The sequence below is a fragment of the Streptomyces sp. NPDC087428 genome, from assembly GCF_044744085.1.
Classification (GTDB): domain Bacteria; phylum Actinomycetota; class Actinomycetes; order Streptomycetales; family Streptomycetaceae; genus Streptomyces.
On the sequence record NZ_JBIUXR010000028.1, the window covers coordinates 1 to 18,588 of the forward strand.

Here is an 18,588-nt window from a genome sequence, read left to right on the forward strand (position 1 = left end):
CAGCACTACCTCGACCAGCGCGAGATACCCCGGCCGAAGTCCTGGCGAACCCTGGGAACCTGACCGGCACCTTCAAGATCCCCGACAGAGTCAAGTTAGTCTGCGAGCCGGCGCCCATCACCGGCACCATCCCCGACTCAGGAGCGCGCAAGATGTTCGACCCCCTTCAGAAGCACCCGTATCCCGACGCGATCCGGCCGGACGAGGCGCCCGCCCCGCACGCACTGCTCGCACCGCTGACCGGATTCCTGGGCACCTGGACCGGGCAGGGCCGCGGTGAGTATCCGACGCTCGCCGAGGAGTTCCGGTACGCGCAGGAGGTGACCTTCAGCCACGACGGGCGCCCCTTCCTCCACTACGAGACGCGCGCCTGGCTCATCGACGCGGAAGGCACCCCGCTGCGGCCGTCGGCCAGGGAGAGCGGCTGGTGGCGGATGCAGCCGGACGGGCGCGTGGAGGCGCTGATCACCCAGCCCACCGGTATCGCCGAGATCCTGACGGGCCGCGCGGCCGACGGTGCGGCCGACCTCGCCACTCATCAGGTCGCGCTCGCCCCCACCGCCAAGGAGGTCAGCGCCACCCGCCGCCGCTACACCCTGACGGACGACCGCACGCTCGAATTCGTCCATGACCTCGCAGCGGTCGGCCTGCCGCTCCAGCACCACCTCTCGGCACGGCTCCGACGCGAGGGCTGACGCCGGGGCCGTGTCGGGACGTCTCGCGGCGGGGCCGCGCACGCCTGCGGCGCACCCTCGCGAAGCCGGTCAAGATGTCCTGATTGAGTAATTAACCGGAGTAGCTACCAATGTCCCTCCGAGTCCCTTTTCTGCGCCTCAAAAGCTACGAATATTGAGCAAATCACCCTTTTCGGGCTCAGTGGCCAGCGTCACTCTCCCGACCCCGTACGCGGGGTCTCCGGCTCCGGTTCCCTGTTGCGCCAAGAAAGTTGACTTCTTCGTGAAGGTCTGATGGTGAGCGTTTCCTTTAATTGATCTTGCGAATCAATTGAGATCCAGAATTCAGGGCTTGTTTCGCTCGGTGTTTCTCGCTTACGGTCGCCGTCAATCCGGATGGAACGCCGAATCCTGCCGCCGTCCGGTAACCCGACCCACTCACGTACGGCAGGAGCGGGGGACCCAGGTTTGCCGCCGGTCCGGTATCCGGAGCGGCTAGGGGTGAAGTCGCCATCATGTGCGGCCGGACATCTCCAGTCCGAACCCGACAGCTCACCTCGCAGGCGGCGGAGAGGAAATGCGCCATGCCCATCATGGGTAAGCACCGTCGTTCCAAGTCCATCTCCCTGACCCGCGGTTTCATCGCCGTGAGCACGGGCGGAGTCGTTCTCGCGCTCCCCCTGATCGGGGCCGGATCGGCTTCTGCCGCACCGGCACACGCTGTCGTCGCAGAAAAGGCGGCGGCCCCGACTTCCGTCGCGGCCAAGGGAATTGCCGTCAGCAAGACGGAGTCCACCGTCTATTCCGTGATCTCCGGCGATTCGCTTTCCAAGATCGCCCGGGGACATTCCCTCAGCGGCGGCTGGGAGCAGCTCTACAAGGACAACCGGAGTGTGGTCGGTGGAAACCCCGATCTGATTCACCCGGGCCTCAAGCTGACCATCGGCGCCAAGTCCGCAGCCGTCGCGCCCAAGGCGGCCCCCGCCGCCGGATCGAAGGCGACGCCCGCGGTCGAGTCGAAGCCCGCGGTCGAGTCCAAGCCCGCGACCGACGCGTCGCAGCCGTCCGACCGGGCCGAGGGCGCCGACCGCGCCGACCGTTCCCAGCGGACGGTCACGCCCATCGCCGAGGAGACCGCCACCACCGCTCCGGCCCAGGCCGCGACGGCGTACACCGACGACCTCGACGGTTGGATCAAGGAGTCGCTGGCCGTGATGGCCCAGAACGGCATCCCCGGCAGCTACGACGGCATCTACCGCAACATCATCCGCGAGTCCTCGGGCAACCCGCAGATCGTCAACAACTGGGACTCGAACGCCGCCGCAGGCACCCCGTCCAAGGGCCTCCTCCAGGTGATCCAGCCCACCTTCGAGGCGTACCACGTGGCCGGTACCTCGACGGACATCCTCGACCCCGTCGCCAACATCACCGCAGCGTGCAACTACGCCGCGGCCACGTACGGCTCGATCGACAACGTCTTCGGGGCCTACTGACATACCGCCGCTCCGCCTTCGGGAGGAGCGGGGCGCAGGGGTGGGAGGGAGCCGAGCGGCTCCCTCCCACCCCTCTTCGCGTGCCGTACAGCCCTTGGCTTGATCTTTATCGTGTGAGGCGGGGACGGGAGGGTGGCCGGGAGGAGCCTGCGGGCCTGCCCGGACACCCTCCCAACCGGGTGGGCGATGGCACTATGAACCTTTCATCCCGCGCGCTACCCTCCGCCGCATGATTTCCACGGTGGTCTGGGGTACCGGCAATGTCGGCCGCGCGGCCATCCGCGCCGTCGAGGCCCATCCGGCCCTGAAACTGGCGCACGTGCTTGTTCATGATCCCGGCAAGGTGGGCCGCGACGCGGGCCACCTCGCCGGGACCGGCCGCGATCTGGGCGTCGCGGCGACCGATGACATCGACGCGGTGCTGGCCACCGCTCCCGGCGCGGTGGTGTACGCGGCCTCCGGGGACATCCGCCCCGACGAGGCGCTGGCCGACATCACCAGAGCGGTCCGGACGGGCGCCGTGGTCGTCACACCCGCCCTGTACGCGCTCTACGACCAGCGGGGCGCCCCGCCGGAGCTGCGCGAACCGGTCCTGGCCGCCGTCGCCGACGGCGGCGGCTCGCTGTTCGTCTCCGGTGTGGACCCCGGCTGGGGCAACGACGTACTGCCCCTGCTGATCAGCGGACTCGGGACCACGGTCGACGTGATCCGCTGCCAGGAGATCTTCGACTACTCCACCTACGACCAGCCCGACTCGGTCCGCCACCTGATCGGCATGGGACACCCCATGGAGTACGAGCCGCTGATGCTCGCGGCCTCCGTCCCGACGATGGTGTGGGGCGGACAGATACGGCTGATGGCCAGGGCCCTGGGCGTGGAGCTCGACGACATCCGCGAGACCATGGCCCGCCGGCCGCTGGAGACGACGGTCACCACCCGGACGATGGGCGAGTTCGTCGCGGGCACCCAGGGCGCGGTCCGCTTCGAGGTACAGGGCATCGTCGAGGGCGAGCCCCGCATCGTCATCGAGCACATCACCCGCATCCACCCGTCCTGCGCCCCCGACTGGCCGTCGCCGCCCGACGGCGCCGGCGCCCACCGCGTGATCATCGAGGGCCGTCCGCGCATCGAGGTCACGGTCGAGGCCACCGACGAGGACGAGAACCGCTCGGCCGGCGGCAACGCCACCGCGGTCGGCCGGCTGGTGAACGCCATCGACTGGCTGGTGGACGCGGAACCCGGACTCTACGACGCACTCGACGTCCCCCTGCGCCCCGCAGCCGGCAGACTCGGAAGGAAGCAGCCATGATCATCGACATACCCGAGGGCCAGGAACCGATCGGCTACGTATGGGGCGACATGGTCCCGGGCATCGGGATGGCCGCCGCGAACTTCTCCCTGTCGGTGTACCAGCACACCTCGCTGGGCCTGCGCGAGTTCGAGGCAGCCCGGCTGCGGATCGCGCAGATCAACGGGTGCCTGTTCTGCCTCGACTGGCGCACCGAACGGGACGGCGAGAAGGTCGAGGAGGAGTTCGCCGACGCGGTGAACGAGTGGCGCACCGCCGGGGCCTTCGACGACCGGACCCGGCTGGCCGCCGAGTACGCCGAGCGGTACGCCCTGGACCACCACGGTCTGGACGAGGAGTTCTGGACCCGGATGACCGCGCACTACAGCCAGCGCGAGATCGTCGAGCTGAGCATGAGCATCGGCTCCTGGCTGGCGTTCGGCCGGCTCAACCACGTACTGGGTCTCGACGCCGTGTGCGTGCTGCCCGGCCACTGAGCGGCCGGACGCCCCGGGCCCGTCGCCATCTGCCCGGGGCGTACCCGGTAGGAGGCTGGTGCGCCGCCTCCTGCCGGCCGGCCCGCCGCTCTGGCCGGTGTCACAGATCGGTGGCGATGATCTTCTCGATGTTCCGTTCGGCGAGTGCCGTGATGGTGACGAACGGGTTGACGCTGGTGTTGCCGGGGATCAGTGAGCCGTCGATCACGTACAGGCCCGTATACCCGTGCAGGCGGCCGTAGTTGTCGGTGGCCCGGTCCAGCACCGCACCGCCCAGCGGGTGGTAGGTGAGGTGGTCGCCCCAGATCTTGTACACGCCGAAGAGGTCGGTCCGGTAGATCGTTCCCTCCTTCGCGTTGATCTTGTCGAAGATCGATTTGGCCATGTCGATGGACGGCTGCTTCCACGCGGCCTGCCAGTTCAGGTCGACCTTGCCCGTCGCGGCGTTCCAGGAGAACTGGGCGCGGTTCGGGTTCTTCGTGATCGACAGGTAGAACGAGGCGAACGTCTCGATCCCGGTCGGCAGTGGCGCGACTTCGGCGAACGCGCCACCGGCGTCCCAGTTGTCGATGCCGCCGCAGGGGATGCTCGCCTGGACCGCACCGGTCGGGTCCCACAGGTGGTTGGCGCGGCCGCACATGACGTTGCCGTTGTCGCCCCAGCCCTTGCCGATCTCGTCGTTGAGGCCGGGGAGCCTGCCGGTGGCCTTGAGCTCGGTCAGCAGTTTGCTCGTGCCGACGCTGCCGGCCGCGAAGAACACCTTGTCCGCGGTCACCGTCTTGGTGGCCTCTGTGCTCCCGTCGGTGCGGAGCTGGTCGATGACGACCGTGTAGCCCCCGGCCGACGCCGGAGACACCGAAGTCACCTTGTGCAGGGGCGAGATGGTGACGTTGCCGGTCGCCATGACCTGGGAGAGGTAGGTCTTCTGCAGCGACTTCTTGCCGTAGTTGTTGCCGTAGAGGATCTCGCCGTCCAGGGCCGACTTGGGTACGGTGCCGGCGGCCTCCTTCTCCATGTAGTCCCAGTCGTACACGTCGGGCACGAAGACGAACGGGAAGCCGGAGCGCTGGGCCTGCTTACGACCGACCCTGGCGTACTGGTAGCAGGCGACGCTGTCGAACCAGGCCGGGTCGACGGTCCCGACGCCGAGGCCGGCGTTGGCGCGCGGGTAGTAGGTGGAGTACATCTCGTCCGTGTTGACCGTGGGGAGGATGGCGCCGAAGTTCTCCCGCCGGGGCGTGACGGCCATGCCGCCGTTGACCAGTGAGCCGCCGCCGACGCCGCGTCCCTGGTACACCGTGATGCCGCTGAAGTCCTCGGCGTCCAGGATTCCGGTGTAGCGGGGGATGGACCGGTCGATGGGGATGCCGAAGAAGTTGCTGAGGGGCTGCTTGGTCTTGGTGCGGAGCCAGTACGAGCGGCCGTCGGGATTCGTGGTGTTGGCGAAGATCTTGCCGTCGGACCCGGGGGTGTCCCAGGACATGCCCATCTCGACCATGTGGACGCGGATGCCCGCGCGGGCGAGTCGCAGGGCGGCCACGGAACCGCCGTACCCGGTGCCGATCACCAGGACCGGGACGTGCTCCCCGTTGCCGATCGCGGTGGCCGTGGCGCGGCTCGCCGCCTGGGCGGCGGTGGCGTGACCGGAGAGGGCCGCAGCCCCCAGAATGAAACTTGTTCTAGCGATGAATTTGCGACGCGAGACGCCGCTCGATCCCTTGTCCGGTAAGCTTGAGTCCGTCATGTGACGTTCCTCACTCTCGATCGAATGGGAACGAGTTCTACTGGCGTGCGCGCAAGAAGTCACTACATACCTGTGGGTAACTTCTCTGGGTCCCGGACGCTCGCGGTCCCTCGCGGCCCCCTCCGCTCCAGGGTGCGGCGCCGGGGTGTCGCGGGGATGCTGGGAAGGTCAGCGTTCCATGAGGAGGAGAGTCATGAGCATGCTCGACAAGATCAAGGACCTGATCAAGGGGCACCCGGACCAGGCCCATCAGGGAGTCGAGAAGGGTGGCGACTTCGTCGACAAGAAGACACACGGCAAGTACAGCGGCCAGGTCGACTCCGCTCAGCAGAAGCTCAATGACCAGCTCGGTGACCACCGGCCGCCCGCCGGTGACCGGTAGGACGTGCCCCGGAAGCCCCGACGGCCTCCGCGCCGTCACGACGGGCCCTCGCTCGATCGCAACGGAGCGGCAGTCGCCATCGATGGCGACTGCCGCTCCGTTGCGATCGCGGCGGCGGTACCGGAGGTCAGTTGTGGCCGAACTTCCGCTCCCGCCTGTGCGAGACGTGCTCCGAGATCGCCTTCACCCCTTCGGGCTCGGGTGCCGCGCTCGTCTGTTCCTTGGGCTCCGCGGTGGTCGCGGACTGCTCATGGCCGCCACTGCGGGCGCCACGGTTGTGCCGACTCTGCTTCTTGCCCATGATCGTGCCTCCTGTGCGGATGTCGGACGATGGGCCGCCTTTCAGACTCGCATACAAGTGTAAAGGGTGCATTTCTGATCGAAAGCAGCTTTTCGTCTGAAGTGCGGAGTACGGCTGCGCGGGGGCATGCTGAGTGAGTGACCTGGTACGGCGCGGCCCGGGGTGCTCCGCTCGGCGAGGACGGCAGCGTGCCCGAGAGGCTCAAGGGCGGCCGGGCGCCGGACGAACTGTCGCTGGTGCTCGCCCAGGCCGTCGTGAACGGTGTCGAGGCCGCGAGCGGACAGGCGGGGGGCGTCTATCTGCGCTCCCTCACACCGGGGCTGCTGCGGCTGGCGGTACTGGCGGGGCTGCCCGGACCGCTCTTCCGCCCCTGGTGGCGGATGCATGTGAACCGCCCGTTCCCGGTGGCCGACGCCTTCCGCACGGGCCGGGCGGTGCACCTCGCCGACGCCGAGGACGGCATGCGCCGCTACCCACAGCTGATGGCGGGCCTGCCCTTCCCGTTCGGCTCCCTGTACATGCCGGTCCTCAGCGGCGGCAAACCGGTCGGGGTGCTGACGGTGCTGTGCGCGGCGAACCCCGGCAAACCGGTGGGAGTGGCCGAACGGCGCAGGCTGCGGGCCGTCGCCGAACGGCTCGGCGCCGCACTGGCGGAGCTGGAGTCCAGCGGCACGAAACCGAGCTGGGACGAGGAACCGCTCCCCGTGCAACTGCCCGCCGTCAGCTCGCCGCCCGTACGGATCGGCCGCTTCGACTGGGACCTGGCCACCGGCGCCGTCGGCGCCGACGACGAGCTGTGCGCGATCCTCGGCACCGGACCCGCGGAGTTCCCGGGCACGATCGACGCACTGGCGGCGCAACTTGCTCCGGAGGATGTTCACGGGCTGTGGGCCCTGGCCCGCCAGGCGGCGGGGTCGGGCGGGCCCGTCGTGCGCAGGATGCGGCTGCGCGGCCCCGACGGCCGCTCGCACCTGCTGGAGGTCTCGGGCCGCCGGGACAGTGCGGCCGGGCCCGAGGTCGGTGCGGCGAGCCATCTGACCGGCTTCCTGGTGGACCTCGGTATCGGCCCGGTCGTCCCGGAGGCGGCCGACCGGCTGCCGCGGGGGATCTTCTCGCTGGACCGCTTCGGCCGGATCACCTACCTCAACGACCTGGCCGAGGAACTCCTCGGCCACGCCAGGTCCGAGCTGGTCGGACGGGTGCTCTGGGAGGTCCTTCCATGGTTCGCGAACCCGGCCTACGAGGACCACTACCGGGCCGCGATGATCTCCGACGAGCCGGTCCACTTCCTCGCCCGGCGCACCCCTCCGCCCTGGCTCGCGATCTCCCTGTACCCGGGCCACGAAGGGCTGACAGCCGTACTCACCCCCACCGAGGAACCCTCCTACACGCCGGGGTCCGTGACCTCACCCGGGCTGGGCCTCGGTTCCCCCGCGGACCGTTCCGCCGCGCTCTACCGGCCGGTCGCGCTGGCGATCGCGCTGACCGAGGCGGTCACGGCCCGGCAGGTGTCCGCCGTGGTCACCGAGGAACTGCTGCCCGCCTTCGGCGGCAGACAGCTCGCGATCTACCTGCTCAAGGAGGGCCGCCTCTACCTGGAGTGGGAGACCGGCTTCCCCAAGGGCTTCCTGGACGGGTTCGACGGCGTCGGCCTGGACGCCCGCATCCCCGGAGTGGAGACACTCACCTCCGGCCGCCCCATCTTCTTCGAGTCCATGCAGCATCTGGGCGCCGCCTACCCCGGCATCCCCATGGACGCCGATGTCGGCGCCCGCGCCTTCCTGCCGCTGATCGCCTCCGGGCAGCACGTCGGCTCGTGCATCCTCGGCTTCGACCAGCCGCGCGGCTTCAGCCCGGAGGAGCGCACGATCCTCACCGCACTGGCCGGCCTCATCGCCCAGGCGCTGCAACGCGCCCAGCGGTACGACACAGAGGCCGCCCTCGCCCGCGGACTCCAGGACGTCCTGCTGCCGCACCGGCTGCCCGTCATCGACGGCGTCGACACCGCGGGCCGCTACCTCGCGGGCACCCAGGGCATGGACGTCGGCGGCGACTGGTACGACGTCATCGAGACGGGGGAGAGGCTGGCGCTGGTCATCGGGGACGTCCAGGGACACGGTGTCGCGGCCGCCGCGACCATGGGCCAACTGCGCAGCGCCGTAAGGGCCTTCGCGCTCAGTGGACACGACCCGCAGGAGGTGGTGAGCGGTACCAACCGGCTCCTCATCGACCTCGACCCCGGCCAGTTCGCCAGTTGCTGCTACGTCGTCCTGGACCCGGCCACCGGTATCGCGCACGCCGTACGGGCCGGACACCCCCAGCCCGTACTGTGCCACCCCGACGGCGCGGCCGAGGTCCTGGACCTGTCGGGCGGGGTCGTGCTCGGTGTCGACCCCGACGCGGCCTACCCCGTCAGCGAACTGCGCCTGGCCCCCGGCGCGATGCTCGCCCTGTACACCGACGGCATGGTCGAGCAGTCGGGCACGGACATCGACGTGGGCATCGAGCGACTGCGCCGCACGATCGCCGACTTCGGCCCGGCCCCGCTGACCGATACCGCGGACCACGTGATCGGGCGGGCCAGACAGGCACCGGACCGGCCCGACGACATCGCCCTGCTGCTCGCCGCCCGCTGGAACGACGCGGACGGCGAGGCGGCTCGCACCCCGTGAACGGCTCAGGCGCGGTCGGCGACCGACCGCGTCCCCGCCGGCAACCCGGCCTCGTCCGCGCCCGGTTCCGGCCGGGTCCGCCCGGCAGCGGCGGACCCGCGGTGAAGACCACGACGGACGCGGCGACCGGCCACTGGAACGGAAGCTCAGTGCCTGCGGGCGTTCGGGGCCGGAACGAGGCGTACCGCGGTGTTGAGGACATGGTCGATCACATCGCGCGAGGGGTTGTCCGTCAGATTGCTGAGGAGCCGGGCCAGCGTGTTGAGCAGGAACGGCGAGCCCATCACGTACCGGTTCAGGACGGGCTGGAACCCGGACCGGCTGAAGACGAGATCGGCGGCCTTGTTGCCGAGCCGGTAGTAGCGCCCCCAGCGCCGGTTCATCTCGACCGGGTAGTGGTGCAGCGCCCGCTCCCGCCGCGGGCCCGGGGGCATGGCCAGGGCCAGCGCGGCGCTCTCGGCCGCGACCTCCCCGGCCTCCAGCGCCTGGCCGATGCCCTCACCGTTCCATGGACTGATCATGCCTCCGGAGTCGCCGACCAGGAGGAGGCCCCGGGTGTACAGCGGATGACGGTTCAGACCCAGCGGCAGCGCGGCGCTGCGGACGGGCCCCTCCGCGTTCTCCTCGCGGAGCCCCCACTCGTGCGGTGTGCGGGCCAGCCACTGGTCCAGGGTGGCCCGCAGGTCGGGCTTGCCGTGGCGGCGATGGGGGATCGCGCCGAGTCCCACGTTGACGCGGCCGTCCCCCATCGGGAAGATCCAGCCGTACCCCGGCAGGAAGCGGTCGCTCCTGGGGAAGCGCAGGTCGGCCCAGAGCTCCAGGAACTCCTCCCGTGAACGCTCGGGGCTGCGGTAGTAGCGGCGGGCCGCCGTCGCGATCTGGCGCTTCGTGTCCCGCTCCAGCCCCATCGCGAGGGCCAGCCGGGCGGAGGCGCCGTCGGCGGCGATGACGACCGGTGCCCGGTGCACCACCGCTTCCGCCGTCCCGGACACCGCGCTCACGCCGGTGATCCGTCCGGCCCGGTCGGTCACCGGTTCCGTCACCTTCACGCCGGTGCGCAGCCGGGCTCCGGCGGCAACGGCGTGTCGGGCCAGGATGTCGTCGAAGTCGTGGCGGCTGCGGGTCAGCCCGAAGTCCGGGAAGCCGCCCAGCGCGGGCCAGTCGATCTGCACCTGCCGGTCACCGGTCACCCAGCGCATCCCGCGCGACCGCGTCCAGCCCGGTGCCTCGATGTCGACGCCCATCCGGATGAGCTGGTGCACCGCGCGCGGCGTCAGACCGTCCCCGCACACCTTCTCCCGGGGGAAGCCCGACTTCTCCAGAAGCAGCACGTCGACGCCCGCCCGGGCGAGGTGGAAGGCCGCGGACGAACCGGCCGGTCCCGCCCCCACCACGATCACCTGGGCCTCCTCGGGCCGGCCGTGCGGCCCCTCGTCCGGCGGGGACTGTTCTGCGTGCGCTTCCCGCATCGGGAGCCCTTTCCTGGGACGGCCGGAGCCGCCCGGGGAAGGCGGCCGTGTACACCGGCATCCTGCCGGTTCGTGCCGCTCCGCGGCAGGGCGGTCATGAGTGCGAGGTGGGGGCTTCCGGTTCCTCCGGCCCGGCCGCTACAACGCGGATCGGGGCCGCACGGAGTGCGGCCCCGAGGACGACGGAGGACGACGACGGAGTCAGTACGGCAGTGGACGCCCGGACGGCGTACGCAGATCGAGCGGCGGCGGCCGTGACGGAAGCTGGGGACGTCTGACAACCCTGATGCGGCCCACTGCCACCACCTCCTGTCGGTCACCCGACCTATGCCCGGCGCCACGCCGTTCACACCCCCGGGGGCCGGTGATCGCGTTCCGTGACCGTTCCCGGCCCACGGGACGGCCCTCAGCGCGGCGGCCCGTGGCCCGCGTCGGCGAGCAGCCGCTCGATCCGGTCGAAGCGTTCGTGCAGGACCTGGGCGGTCTCCTCCCGGACATGGCGCGCGGTCTGCTCCGCCTCGGCGAGCCGGTGACGGCGTCTCTGCTCGTGCCCCACGAACCAGGTGGCGAGGGCCGCCGTGACCATCCCGTACGTGGTGATGCCGACGCCCATCACCACGACGGCCACGATCCGGCCCCACAGGGTCAGCGGGTAGAAGTCGCCGTACCCGACGGTCGTCGCGGTCTCCGCCGACCACCACAGCGCCCGGGGATAGCTGGTGATGGTGGCGTGTCCGGCGTGCTGTTCCGCCATGAGCACCGCCCAGGAGCCGACGAGCAGGGTCAGGGCGAGGATCACCGTCGCCCAGCCCACCGCCTTGAGATGGAGTGAACGGCCTTCCCGGCCGAGCAGCAGCTCGACCGCCTTGGTCAGGAACACAGGGACCATCTCCGGATCATGCCCGGCGGCCTCCGGCGCCGAGGGCGGGCGCGCGCCGGCGGGAGCCGCATCACCCGATCGGAACACCCCCGCCGGCCCGGAACGCCTCCACCCGGTCCGGGCGGGCGGCCCGGACCCGCACTGGAGGCCCGCTCCGCATTCCGACCCCGGCAATTCGTGTTAAACCTAAAGATGTGTGTGGTACAGGTCGGTTCCGGGCGTGGTTTCACCGCTCCGCCCGGCGGCCGCATCGGCACGATGGCGGACGCCCGGGTGGTGACCGGCCCGCGCCCTCCGGCTCGGACGCGAAACGGTCCTCACCGGGGAACCGGCTGCGCGCCCCCTTCAGCTTTCGCACCGTGGCCGGCCAGGTCTTCTTCCTGATGCTGGGCATCGTGGTGCTGCTCATCACCGCCGCGGTCGTCTCGCTGGTGCTTCAGGGCAGGCGCGACAGCATGAACGAGGCCCGAGCCCGTTCGCTGAGCGTCGCGGAGGCGTTCGCGCACGCCCCGGGGATCGTCGCCGCACTGGACGGCCCGGAGCCCACCTCGGTGCTCCAGCCGCTCGCGGAACAGATCCGGATCGGGACCGGCGTCGAGTACATCGTCGTGACCGGGACCGACGGAATCCGCTACACCGACCCCGATCTCCAGCGGATCGGCACACAGATCGATCCGCGGTACAAGGAGGCACTGAACGGGCACGGGTTCACCCGGACCTACACGGGCAGCCGCGGCCGCGCCGTCGTCTCCGTGGTGCCCGTGCCACGGCCCGACGGCACGCCCGCCGGACTGGTGTCCGTGGGCATCAAGGTCGAGACCGTGAACAAGCTCGCCAACCCGAGCATCCCGCTCGCCATCGGCTCCGCCGTCGCCGCGCTGGCCCTCACGACGGGCGGGGCGGTCCTGGTGAGCCGACGGCTGGGGCGCCAGACGCGCGGCCTCGGCCCGGCCGAGATGACCCGGATGTACGAGCACCACGACGCGGTGCTGCACGCGGTCCGCGAAGGGGTCCTCATCATCGGCCCCGAACACCGGCTGCTGCTCGCCAACGACGAGGCCAGAAGACTCCTCGGGCTGCCCGCCGACGCCGAGGGACGCTCCGTGACGGATCTGGGGCTGGAGCCGCGTACCGCCGAACTGCTGGCCTCCGGCCGGGTCGCCACCGACGAGGTGCGGCCCGCCGGGAACCGGCTGCTGGCCGTCAACCTCCGTCCCACGGGGGACCGCGGCGGGCCACCCGGCATCGTGGCGACCCTGCGGGACACCACGGAACTGCGCGCCGTCACCGGCCGGGCGGAGACCGTACGGGAGCGTCTGACACTCCTGTACCGCGCGGGTGCCGGGATCGGCACCACCCTCGACATCGCGACGACCGCACGGGAGCTCGCCGAGGTCGCCGCCCCCGGGTTCGCCGACTGCGCGACGGTCGACCTCGCCGACGCGGTCCTGCGCGGAGCAGAACCGGAGCCACCCTCCGGCGACGTGATACGGCTACGCCGCACCGCCATCTCCGGCACCGGAACGGACCAGCCCGTCTACCCGCTCGGCCGCGTCATCGGGTTCGTGCCCACCGGCCCCGAGGCCATCGGCAGCAGCAGCGGCCACACCTGGCTGGTGCCCGACCTGACCACGTCCGAGCAGTGGCGGCAGGCCGACCCCGAGCAGTCCGCGAGAATCCTGGAACACGGATTCCACTCGTTGCTCTCCGTACCGCTGCACGCGCGCGGCGTCATCCTCGGCGTGGCCAACTTCTGGCGCGCGGAGAACGGGGAGCCCTTCGGCGCCGATGACCTGTCCTTCGCGGAGGAACTGGTGGCCCGCGCGGCCGTCAGCGTCGACAACGCCCGCCGCTACACCCGCGAGCACGAGATGGCCGTGACCCTGCAGCGCAGCCTGCTCCCGCGCGGTGTGCCCGAGCAGAACGCCCTGGACGTCGCCTTCCGCTACCTGCCCGCGCAGGCGGGGGTAGGCGGGGACTGGTTCGACGTCATCCCGCTGTCCGGCGCACGCGTCGCCCTGGTCGTCGGAGACGTGGTCGGACACGGTCTGCACGCAGCTGCCACCATGGGCCGGCTGCGCACCACGGTGCACAACTTCTCCACGCTGGACCTGCCGCCCGACGAACTCCTCGGCCACCTCGACGAACTCGTCGTCCGGATCGACCAGGACGAGCAGGCCGACGGCGGTGTCCCGGTCACCGGGGCCACCTGCCTGTACGCGATCTACGACGCGGTCACCGGGCGCTGCTCGGTCGCTCGGGCCGGCCACCCGGGGCCCGCCCTCGTGCTGCCCGACGGCACCGTCGAGTTCCCCGAGATCCCGGCCGGCCTGCCCCTCGGGATCGGCGGGATGCCCTTCGAGACGGTCGAGCTGGAGGTGCCGGAGGGGAGCCGCCTGGTCATGTACACGGACGGGCTGATCGAGCGCCGCGACCGGGACATCGACGACAGCCTGGAGCAGTTGCGCCAAGCCCTGGCCGACCGCGACCGGACGCCGGAGGAGACCTGCGACGACGTGCTGGAGGCCATGCTGCCCGACCGTCCGGGTGACGACGTCGCCCTGCTGGTGGCCCGCACCCGCACCCTGGACCCGGCCAGGCGCGTGCAGTGGGAGGTGGCCCCCGACGCCTCGGCGGTCTCGGGTGTCCGCAGGGAGGCCACCCGGTGGCTCGCCGGCCAGGGGCTCGACGAGGAGGGGTTCGTCACCGAGCTCATCCTCAGTGAGCTGGTCACCAACGCCATCCGCTACGGCTCCGAGCCGATCACCGTGCGGCTGCTGTACGACCGGGCCCTGATCTGCGAGGTGTCGGACTGCAGCAGCACCTCGCCGCATCTGCGCTACGCGGCGACGACCGACGAGGGCGGGCGGGGGCTGTTCCTCGTCGCCCAGTTCGCCGAGCGCTGGGGCACCCGCTACACCGAACGCGGCAAGGTGATCTGGTCCGAGCAGACGCTCGACGAGCCGGAGCCGCCACCCGGATAGGGCGGCGGCTCCGGCGACGCGGGATCCGGCAGTGGCTGCCGGACCCCGCGCCGTTGGTTCACCTCAGGAGGGGCGTCACGGGAAGGACACCATGTTCGACGGGACGGTGGAGGTCCCCGAGGTGGGCGATCCGGTGTTGTTGATGACGTGTTCGTACTGGCCCTGGCCGCCGAGGGAGACGACGAGCAGGTCGTGGAACCTCACTCCGGGCTTCACGGGCGCTTCGAAGCCGTGGTCCTGGCGGATCGTCGGGTCCACGTTGAAGTAGCAGTAGCTGCCGAGACCCCATCCTTCGTGGGTGGTCACGGAGTCGTCGACCTTGTAGGCCGCGTACCCCTTGGTGCCGCCGTTCTGGACGGCGGCCTGGTTGGGGGCGTCGTACGCCTTCTCGTTCTGGAAGAAGATCGTCTTGCCCCGCTCGCCGGACCAGCGCACGTCGTACTTGTTGAAGTGCTCGACGAACAGCCCGGTCGCCAGGACGTCGTCTCCGTTGACCTGGAGGCCGTAGTCGGAGCGGTTGGTCTCCCAGCCGACCCCGTCGCCGTGGTCGGCGCGCCACAGCCAGGTGTGGTCGACGATGGTGTCGTCGTTGTTGATCACCATGGCGGTGGTGGCCTTGCCGGCTCCCGCGCCGCCGACCCGGACGAACACGTCCTGGACGGTGGTCGGGTTCGCCGAGTGGTCGGCCGAGGCGCCGTCGGGGCCGACCTGGACCAGTACCTGGGAGTTCTGCGGACCGGCGTCGACGAGCAGGCCGGCGAGCTTCACGCCGTCCACGTCACCGACCTTGATCGCCGTGACCCCGTTGTCCGGGATGATCGTGGCGAGGCCCAGGCCCAGGACGACCGTGTTGGCGCGGTCGATGTTGATCGTCTGGTTCACGTGGTAGACGCCGGGCGTGAACAGCAGGTGCAGACCCTGCTGCACCGCCGCGTTGATGGTCTCGGCCGAGGCACCCGGCTTGACCACGTAGAACTGGCTCAGCGGGATGGACTCGCCCTGCGGCGTGCCGTTCCACGAGACACCGCGCGCGTTGGTGCGCTTGGCGGGGACGAACACCTTGTAGTCGTTGCCGTCCAGGTACAGGAACGGCTTCTCGCGGGAGACCGGGGTGTTGGCGAGTGTGGTGTACGGCGGTTCCGGGAAGCTCTGGGCGGGGGCGCCCTCGACGCCGGAGAACGTCATGTTCCAGACGCCGTTGCCCCAGCTGCCGACCGAGCTGTCGCGGGTGTACCACTGCTGCTGCGAGTACGGGCCGACCTGACCGTCGATCTTGCTGTCGGCGATGTACCCGCCGCTCGCCCAGCCGTAGCCGTTCGGCGCGAGGTTCAGCCCGCCCTTGACGTGCATCCGGCGGAACGGGGCGGCCTGGGAGACGGCCCAGCGGTCGGTGCCGCTGACCGGGTTGAGCGCCAGGTTCTCCGCCGAGCGCCAGAAGTTCTGCGTGGCGTTCCCGTTGAACCAGCCCGCGTCGACGGTCACGTCACCGTTGAACGTGGTGTCGTCCGGCTTGAGACCGAGACCGGCGATCGAGGTGTAGAACCCGATCTGCGCGTTGAGGTTGTTGTACGTGCCCGGCTTGAACATCAGCGCGTAGCGGCCGGTGCCGAACTGCGCCGACTCCTGCTTCTTGAAGATCTCGTCGACCTTGGCCTGGATGTTGGGCGTCGAGGGGTCGAAGACCAGGACGTTGGGGCCGAGGTCGCCGCCGCCGGGGATCTGCGGGCCGCCTCCGCCGCCGGTGGTGCCGAAGACCTGGAACTCCCAGAGCGAGTAGCCGTACTGGGTGGCCCGCGCGGTGCCGGTCAGCCGGACGTATCGGGCGGTGCCGGAGACGTTCAGGGTCTCGTTCCCGCCGGGACCCGTGGTGGTCGAGTAGGCGGTGCTCCAGGTGCTGTTGTTCGTGGAGAACTCGATCTTGTAGCTCTTGGCGTAGGCGGTCTCCCACCGCAGCGCGATCTGGCTGACCGAGGCGGCGGAGCCCAGGTCGACCTCGATCCACTGGGGGTCGGAGGCGGCGCTCGACCAGCGGGTGCCGTTGTCGCCGTCCACGGCGGAGGTGGCCGGGGTGCCGTAGTTCTCCTGGCTGGAGGCGGTCACAGTCTTGCCCTGGGAGAGCAGCGTGGGTGCGGCGCTCGCCGGGGCCGACGGGACGAAGGCCAGGAGCGAGACGACGAGACCGGCGACGGCGGCCAGCACGCCGGTGCGTCTTCTTCCGGTCGAGGGCACGGGTCTGTGGAACACGGGGGGTGCGTACATGGGGAAGTCTCCTGAGTCGCGGTACGGGTGCACGACACGAAGCCGGAGAGCGCTCTCTCCGACCGATGGGGATACTTCTCCCTTGGTTCCCTACGCGTCAATAGGTGTGCAACACCCGCTTGGTCGGGCGCCGTTGAGAACAAGAGTTGATGACGGATAGCTCACGATTGACCGAGTTCCGTACGCCTTCAAACCTCCGCGGTCACAGACTTGACGCGGCGTCGATTCAGGTGATGATGGTGCGTACGCATGGAGTGACGGATGTAAAACATGCCGTTGCCACCGCAACCTGACGCCACCCGCAGACGCCGGCGGCGGGCCGGAGGATCTGGGCACCGGAGGCCACCGCGCCTGTTACCGGACATCTTGCCGTCGTCCCGGGACAGCGGGGACGAGTGCTCGCTATCCTCCGGGACATGAGCCGTGAGCGTGGCACGCGCGGCGCCCTTGACCAGGCGCGACGGTGGTTCCGGTGACCGGGGACATGGGCCCGGCGCCGTCCGGACCCGGTGGCGCGGAGGCATGGAGATCCTTCGGAGCCCGGTTGCGCCAGTGGCGCAGACGGGCCGGGCTGACGCAGGCCCAGGTGGGCGCCCGGGTCGGCTACGACCACACGGCCATCAGCAAACTCGAACACGGCAGCCGCCGGACACCGCTGCCCCTGGCCCGCAGGCTGGACGACCTCCTGACGGCGGGCGGCGACCTGCTGGCCGCCTGCGAGGCGGCCGAGGCGCGGGAGTCCGCGTTGGCCGCGGGCGGTGCCGGCGGCGCCCCGCCTCCCATGGACACCCCGGACCGCCGCGGCCCGCTGCCCGGCGAGCCCGCGGGCGGCGCCCTCCTCGCGATGCTGCCGCCCGGCACCGTACTTCCCGCCGGCCTTCCCGCGTACGGCCTCGTCTGTCCGGCGCACGGCCGGGACGGCTGCGCCGTACCCGCGCTGGCCGATGCCGTCGAACTGCACGCGGCCTTCTGCGCCCTGGGCCCGGACACCTCGTCCCACCCCGCGCTGGACACCGAGACCGTGCACGCGCTCACCGCCCTGCTCGCCGTCTGCCTGCGCGCCGACGAGGAACGCGCCTGGCCGGGAGCGACCGCGGTCGTCGAGCGCACCCTGCACGCCATGCTCCGGTGGATGGCGCTGCCCGCCGCCCCCTACCAGCGCCAACTGGCCCCGCTGGCAGCCGAGTACGCGCAGTCGGCCGGCTGCCTGCGGCTGCTGTGGGGCCGCAACGGCACCGCGATGGCCTGGCTCGACCGGTCGCTGCTCTGGTCCGCCATGGCCGGTCACGTGGGGACCGAGGTCGCGGCCCTGAGCGATATGAGCACCCTGGCCCGGCTGGAGGGTGACGGGCCGTCGGCGCTGGCGTACGGCGGGGCCATCAGACAGGCCGCGGCGGGCCGGCCCTGGGCGGGCGCCATGAGTGATCTGTACCAGGCGCGCGGCCACGCGGTCCGGGGGGACGCCCCGCAGACCCTGAGGCACATCGACCGCGCCCGGTCCCAGCTGGACCGGGTCGAGGAGCGGGACGAGACGGAGGCGCCGTGGCTCTCGGTGGCCTCGGTGCGGCTGCGGGTGGAGTCGGGCGCGGCGGGCGCGCTGCGCGATCTCGCGGCGGCCACCGCCGACCGCCGGCTCGCCCTGCGCGCGGTCGGGGCGGCCCGCACCGCGCTCGGACTGCTGCCTCCCGGGATGCACTCGGCCCGGATGCTCTTCCTGGTCAGGATGGCCGACGCCCATGCCTGCGCGGGCGACCCGTCGGCGGCGCAGGCCGTGGCCACTGCGGTGCTCGACACCACAGAGGTGACCCCGTCGACCCTGCTCGGCCAGGAACTGCGCGGGCTGCACGGCAGACTGGCCGCCCGCGGCGCCCGCCGGCCCGAGACCGAGGACTTCGTCCGCAGACTGGCCGCGGTGGTCCGCTGAAACGCCAGGGGCGGGGCGTGT

At 70.9% G+C, this 18,588-nt stretch carries 13 protein-coding genes and 1 riboswitch; of the genes, 8 read left to right on the forward strand and 5 right to left on the reverse strand.

Annotated features, from left to right (window positions below; all coding sequences use genetic code 11):
- Window positions 1-152: 152 nt before the first annotated feature.
- The 4 genes from ACIO3R_RS38015 to ACIO3R_RS38030 all read left to right on the forward strand — a co-directional run bounded on the left by ACIO3R_RS38015 (window position 153) and on the right by ACIO3R_RS38030 (window position 3,952).
- Window positions 153-695: an FABP family protein gene (locus ACIO3R_RS38015; protein ID WP_402111631.1), complete on the forward strand. Its 543-nt coding sequence runs from the start codon at window positions 153-155 to the stop codon at window positions 693-695.
- A 371-nt stretch (window positions 696-1,066) separates the two neighbouring features.
- Window positions 1,067-1,253: riboswitch (cyclic di-AMP (ydaO/yuaA leader) on the forward strand.
- Between the two features lie 5 nt (window positions 1,254-1,258).
- On the forward strand, window positions 1,259-2,167 hold the full coding sequence (locus ACIO3R_RS38020; protein ID WP_402111633.1) for a transglycosylase SLT domain-containing protein: 909 nt from the start codon (window positions 1,259-1,261) through the stop codon (window positions 2,165-2,167).
- 229 nt (window positions 2,168-2,396) lie between these two features.
- Window positions 2,397-3,476, forward strand: coding sequence for a dihydrodipicolinate reductase (locus tag ACIO3R_RS38025; RefSeq protein ID WP_385041808.1), 1,080 nt, complete (start codon window positions 2,397-2,399; stop codon window positions 3,474-3,476).
- Window positions 3,473-3,952 (forward strand): carboxymuconolactone decarboxylase family protein, encoded by a 480-nt coding sequence (locus tag ACIO3R_RS38030; protein ID WP_362964748.1) that lies wholly within the window; start codon window positions 3,473-3,475, stop codon window positions 3,950-3,952. The genes ACIO3R_RS38025 and ACIO3R_RS38030 overlap by 4 nt, the downstream gene beginning before the upstream one ends.
- Before the next feature lie 100 nt (window positions 3,953-4,052).
- Here ACIO3R_RS38030 and ACIO3R_RS38035 read toward each other — a convergent pair whose 3' ends face one another.
- Window positions 4,053-5,696, reverse strand: coding sequence for a GMC oxidoreductase (locus ACIO3R_RS38035; protein ID WP_385041806.1), 1,644 nt, complete (start codon window positions 5,694-5,696; stop codon window positions 4,053-4,055).
- A gap of 193 nt (window positions 5,697-5,889) precedes the next feature.
- Here ACIO3R_RS38035 and ACIO3R_RS38040 point away from each other — a divergent pair, with 193 nt between their 5' ends.
- Window positions 5,890-6,078 carry an antitoxin gene (locus tag ACIO3R_RS38040; protein ID WP_385041804.1) on the forward strand — a complete coding sequence of 63 codons (189 nt, stop codon included), beginning with the start codon at window positions 5,890-5,892 and terminating at the stop codon, window positions 6,076-6,078.
- Between the two features lie 127 nt (window positions 6,079-6,205).
- Here the strand turns inward: ACIO3R_RS38040 and ACIO3R_RS38045 are convergent, their stop codons facing one another.
- Window positions 6,206-6,379: a hypothetical protein gene (locus tag ACIO3R_RS38045; protein ID WP_402111635.1), complete on the reverse strand. Its 174-nt coding sequence runs from the start codon at window positions 6,377-6,379 to the stop codon at window positions 6,206-6,208.
- A 137-nt stretch (window positions 6,380-6,516) separates the two neighbouring features.
- On the opposite strand from ACIO3R_RS38045, the gene ACIO3R_RS38050 reads away from it, so the two are divergent.
- Window positions 6,517-9,051 (forward strand): SpoIIE family protein phosphatase, encoded by a 2,535-nt coding sequence (locus tag ACIO3R_RS38050; RefSeq protein WP_402111637.1) that lies wholly within the window; start codon window positions 6,517-6,519, stop codon window positions 9,049-9,051.
- Between the two features lie 146 nt (window positions 9,052-9,197).
- Here the strand turns inward: ACIO3R_RS38050 and ACIO3R_RS38055 are convergent, their stop codons facing one another.
- Both ACIO3R_RS38055 and ACIO3R_RS38060 read right to left on the reverse strand, forming a co-directional pair.
- Complete coding sequence (locus tag ACIO3R_RS38055) at window positions 9,198-10,520, reverse strand: geranylgeranyl reductase family protein (protein WP_402111639.1); 1,323 nt, start codon at window positions 10,518-10,520, stop codon at window positions 9,198-9,200.
- 406 nt (window positions 10,521-10,926) lie between these two features.
- The gene (locus ACIO3R_RS38060) at window positions 10,927-11,409 is read right to left on the reverse strand and encodes a potassium channel family protein (protein ID WP_385035872.1); all 483 of its coding nucleotides are present in this window, start codon (window positions 11,407-11,409) and stop codon (window positions 10,927-10,929) included.
- 374 nt (window positions 11,410-11,783) lie between these two features.
- Between ACIO3R_RS38060 and ACIO3R_RS38065 the strand changes: the two genes are divergently transcribed.
- On the forward strand, window positions 11,784-14,384 hold the full coding sequence (locus ACIO3R_RS38065) for a SpoIIE family protein phosphatase (RefSeq protein ID WP_402111695.1): 2,601 nt from the start codon (window positions 11,784-11,786) through the stop codon (window positions 14,382-14,384).
- Window positions 14,385-14,459: 75 nt separating this feature from the next.
- Here the strand turns inward: ACIO3R_RS38065 and ACIO3R_RS38070 are convergent, their stop codons facing one another.
- Window positions 14,460-16,643 (reverse strand): discoidin domain-containing protein, encoded by a 2,184-nt coding sequence (locus ACIO3R_RS38070; protein WP_402111640.1) that lies wholly within the window; start codon window positions 16,641-16,643, stop codon window positions 14,460-14,462.
- Window positions 16,644-17,115: 472 nt separating this feature from the next.
- Here ACIO3R_RS38070 and ACIO3R_RS38075 point away from each other — a divergent pair, with 472 nt between their 5' ends.
- Window positions 17,116-18,567, forward strand: coding sequence for a helix-turn-helix domain-containing protein (locus tag ACIO3R_RS38075; RefSeq protein ID WP_402111642.1), 1,452 nt, complete (start codon window positions 17,116-17,118; stop codon window positions 18,565-18,567).
- The last annotated feature ends 21 nt before the right edge of the window (window positions 18,568-18,588 follow it).

Excerpts from the sequence above, each read along its gene's own strand:
- ACIO3R_RS38015 (WP_402111631.1), top strand. The coding sequence starts at position 153 with ATGTTCGACCCCCTTCAGAAGCACCCGTATCCCGACGCGATCCGGCCG.
- ACIO3R_RS38020 (WP_402111633.1), top strand. The coding sequence starts at position 1,259 with ATGCCCATCATGGGTAAGCACCGTCGTTCCAAGTCCATCTCCCTGACC.
- ACIO3R_RS38025 (WP_385041808.1), top strand. The coding sequence starts at position 2,397 with ATGATTTCCACGGTGGTCTGGGGTACCGGCAATGTCGGCCGCGCGGCC.
- ACIO3R_RS38030 (WP_362964748.1), top strand. The coding sequence starts at position 3,473 with ATGATCATCGACATACCCGAGGGCCAGGAACCGATCGGCTACGTATGG.
- ACIO3R_RS38035 (WP_385041806.1), bottom strand. The coding sequence starts at position 5,696 with ATGACGGACTCAAGCTTACCGGACAAGGGATCGAGCGGCGTCTCGCGT.
- ACIO3R_RS38040 (WP_385041804.1), top strand. The coding sequence starts at position 5,890 with ATGAGCATGCTCGACAAGATCAAGGACCTGATCAAGGGGCACCCGGAC.
- ACIO3R_RS38045 (WP_402111635.1), bottom strand. The coding sequence starts at position 6,379 with ATGGGCAAGAAGCAGAGTCGGCACAACCGTGGCGCCCGCAGTGGCGGC.
- ACIO3R_RS38055 (WP_402111639.1), bottom strand. The coding sequence starts at position 10,520 with ATGCGGGAAGCGCACGCAGAACAGTCCCCGCCGGACGAGGGGCCGCAC.
- ACIO3R_RS38060 (WP_385035872.1), bottom strand. The coding sequence starts at position 11,409 with ATGGTCCCTGTGTTCCTGACCAAGGCGGTCGAGCTGCTGCTCGGCCGG.
- ACIO3R_RS38065 (WP_402111695.1), top strand. The coding sequence starts at position 11,784 with ATGCTGGGCATCGTGGTGCTGCTCATCACCGCCGCGGTCGTCTCGCTG.
- ACIO3R_RS38070 (WP_402111640.1), bottom strand. The coding sequence starts at position 16,643 with ATGTACGCACCCCCCGTGTTCCACAGACCCGTGCCCTCGACCGGAAGA.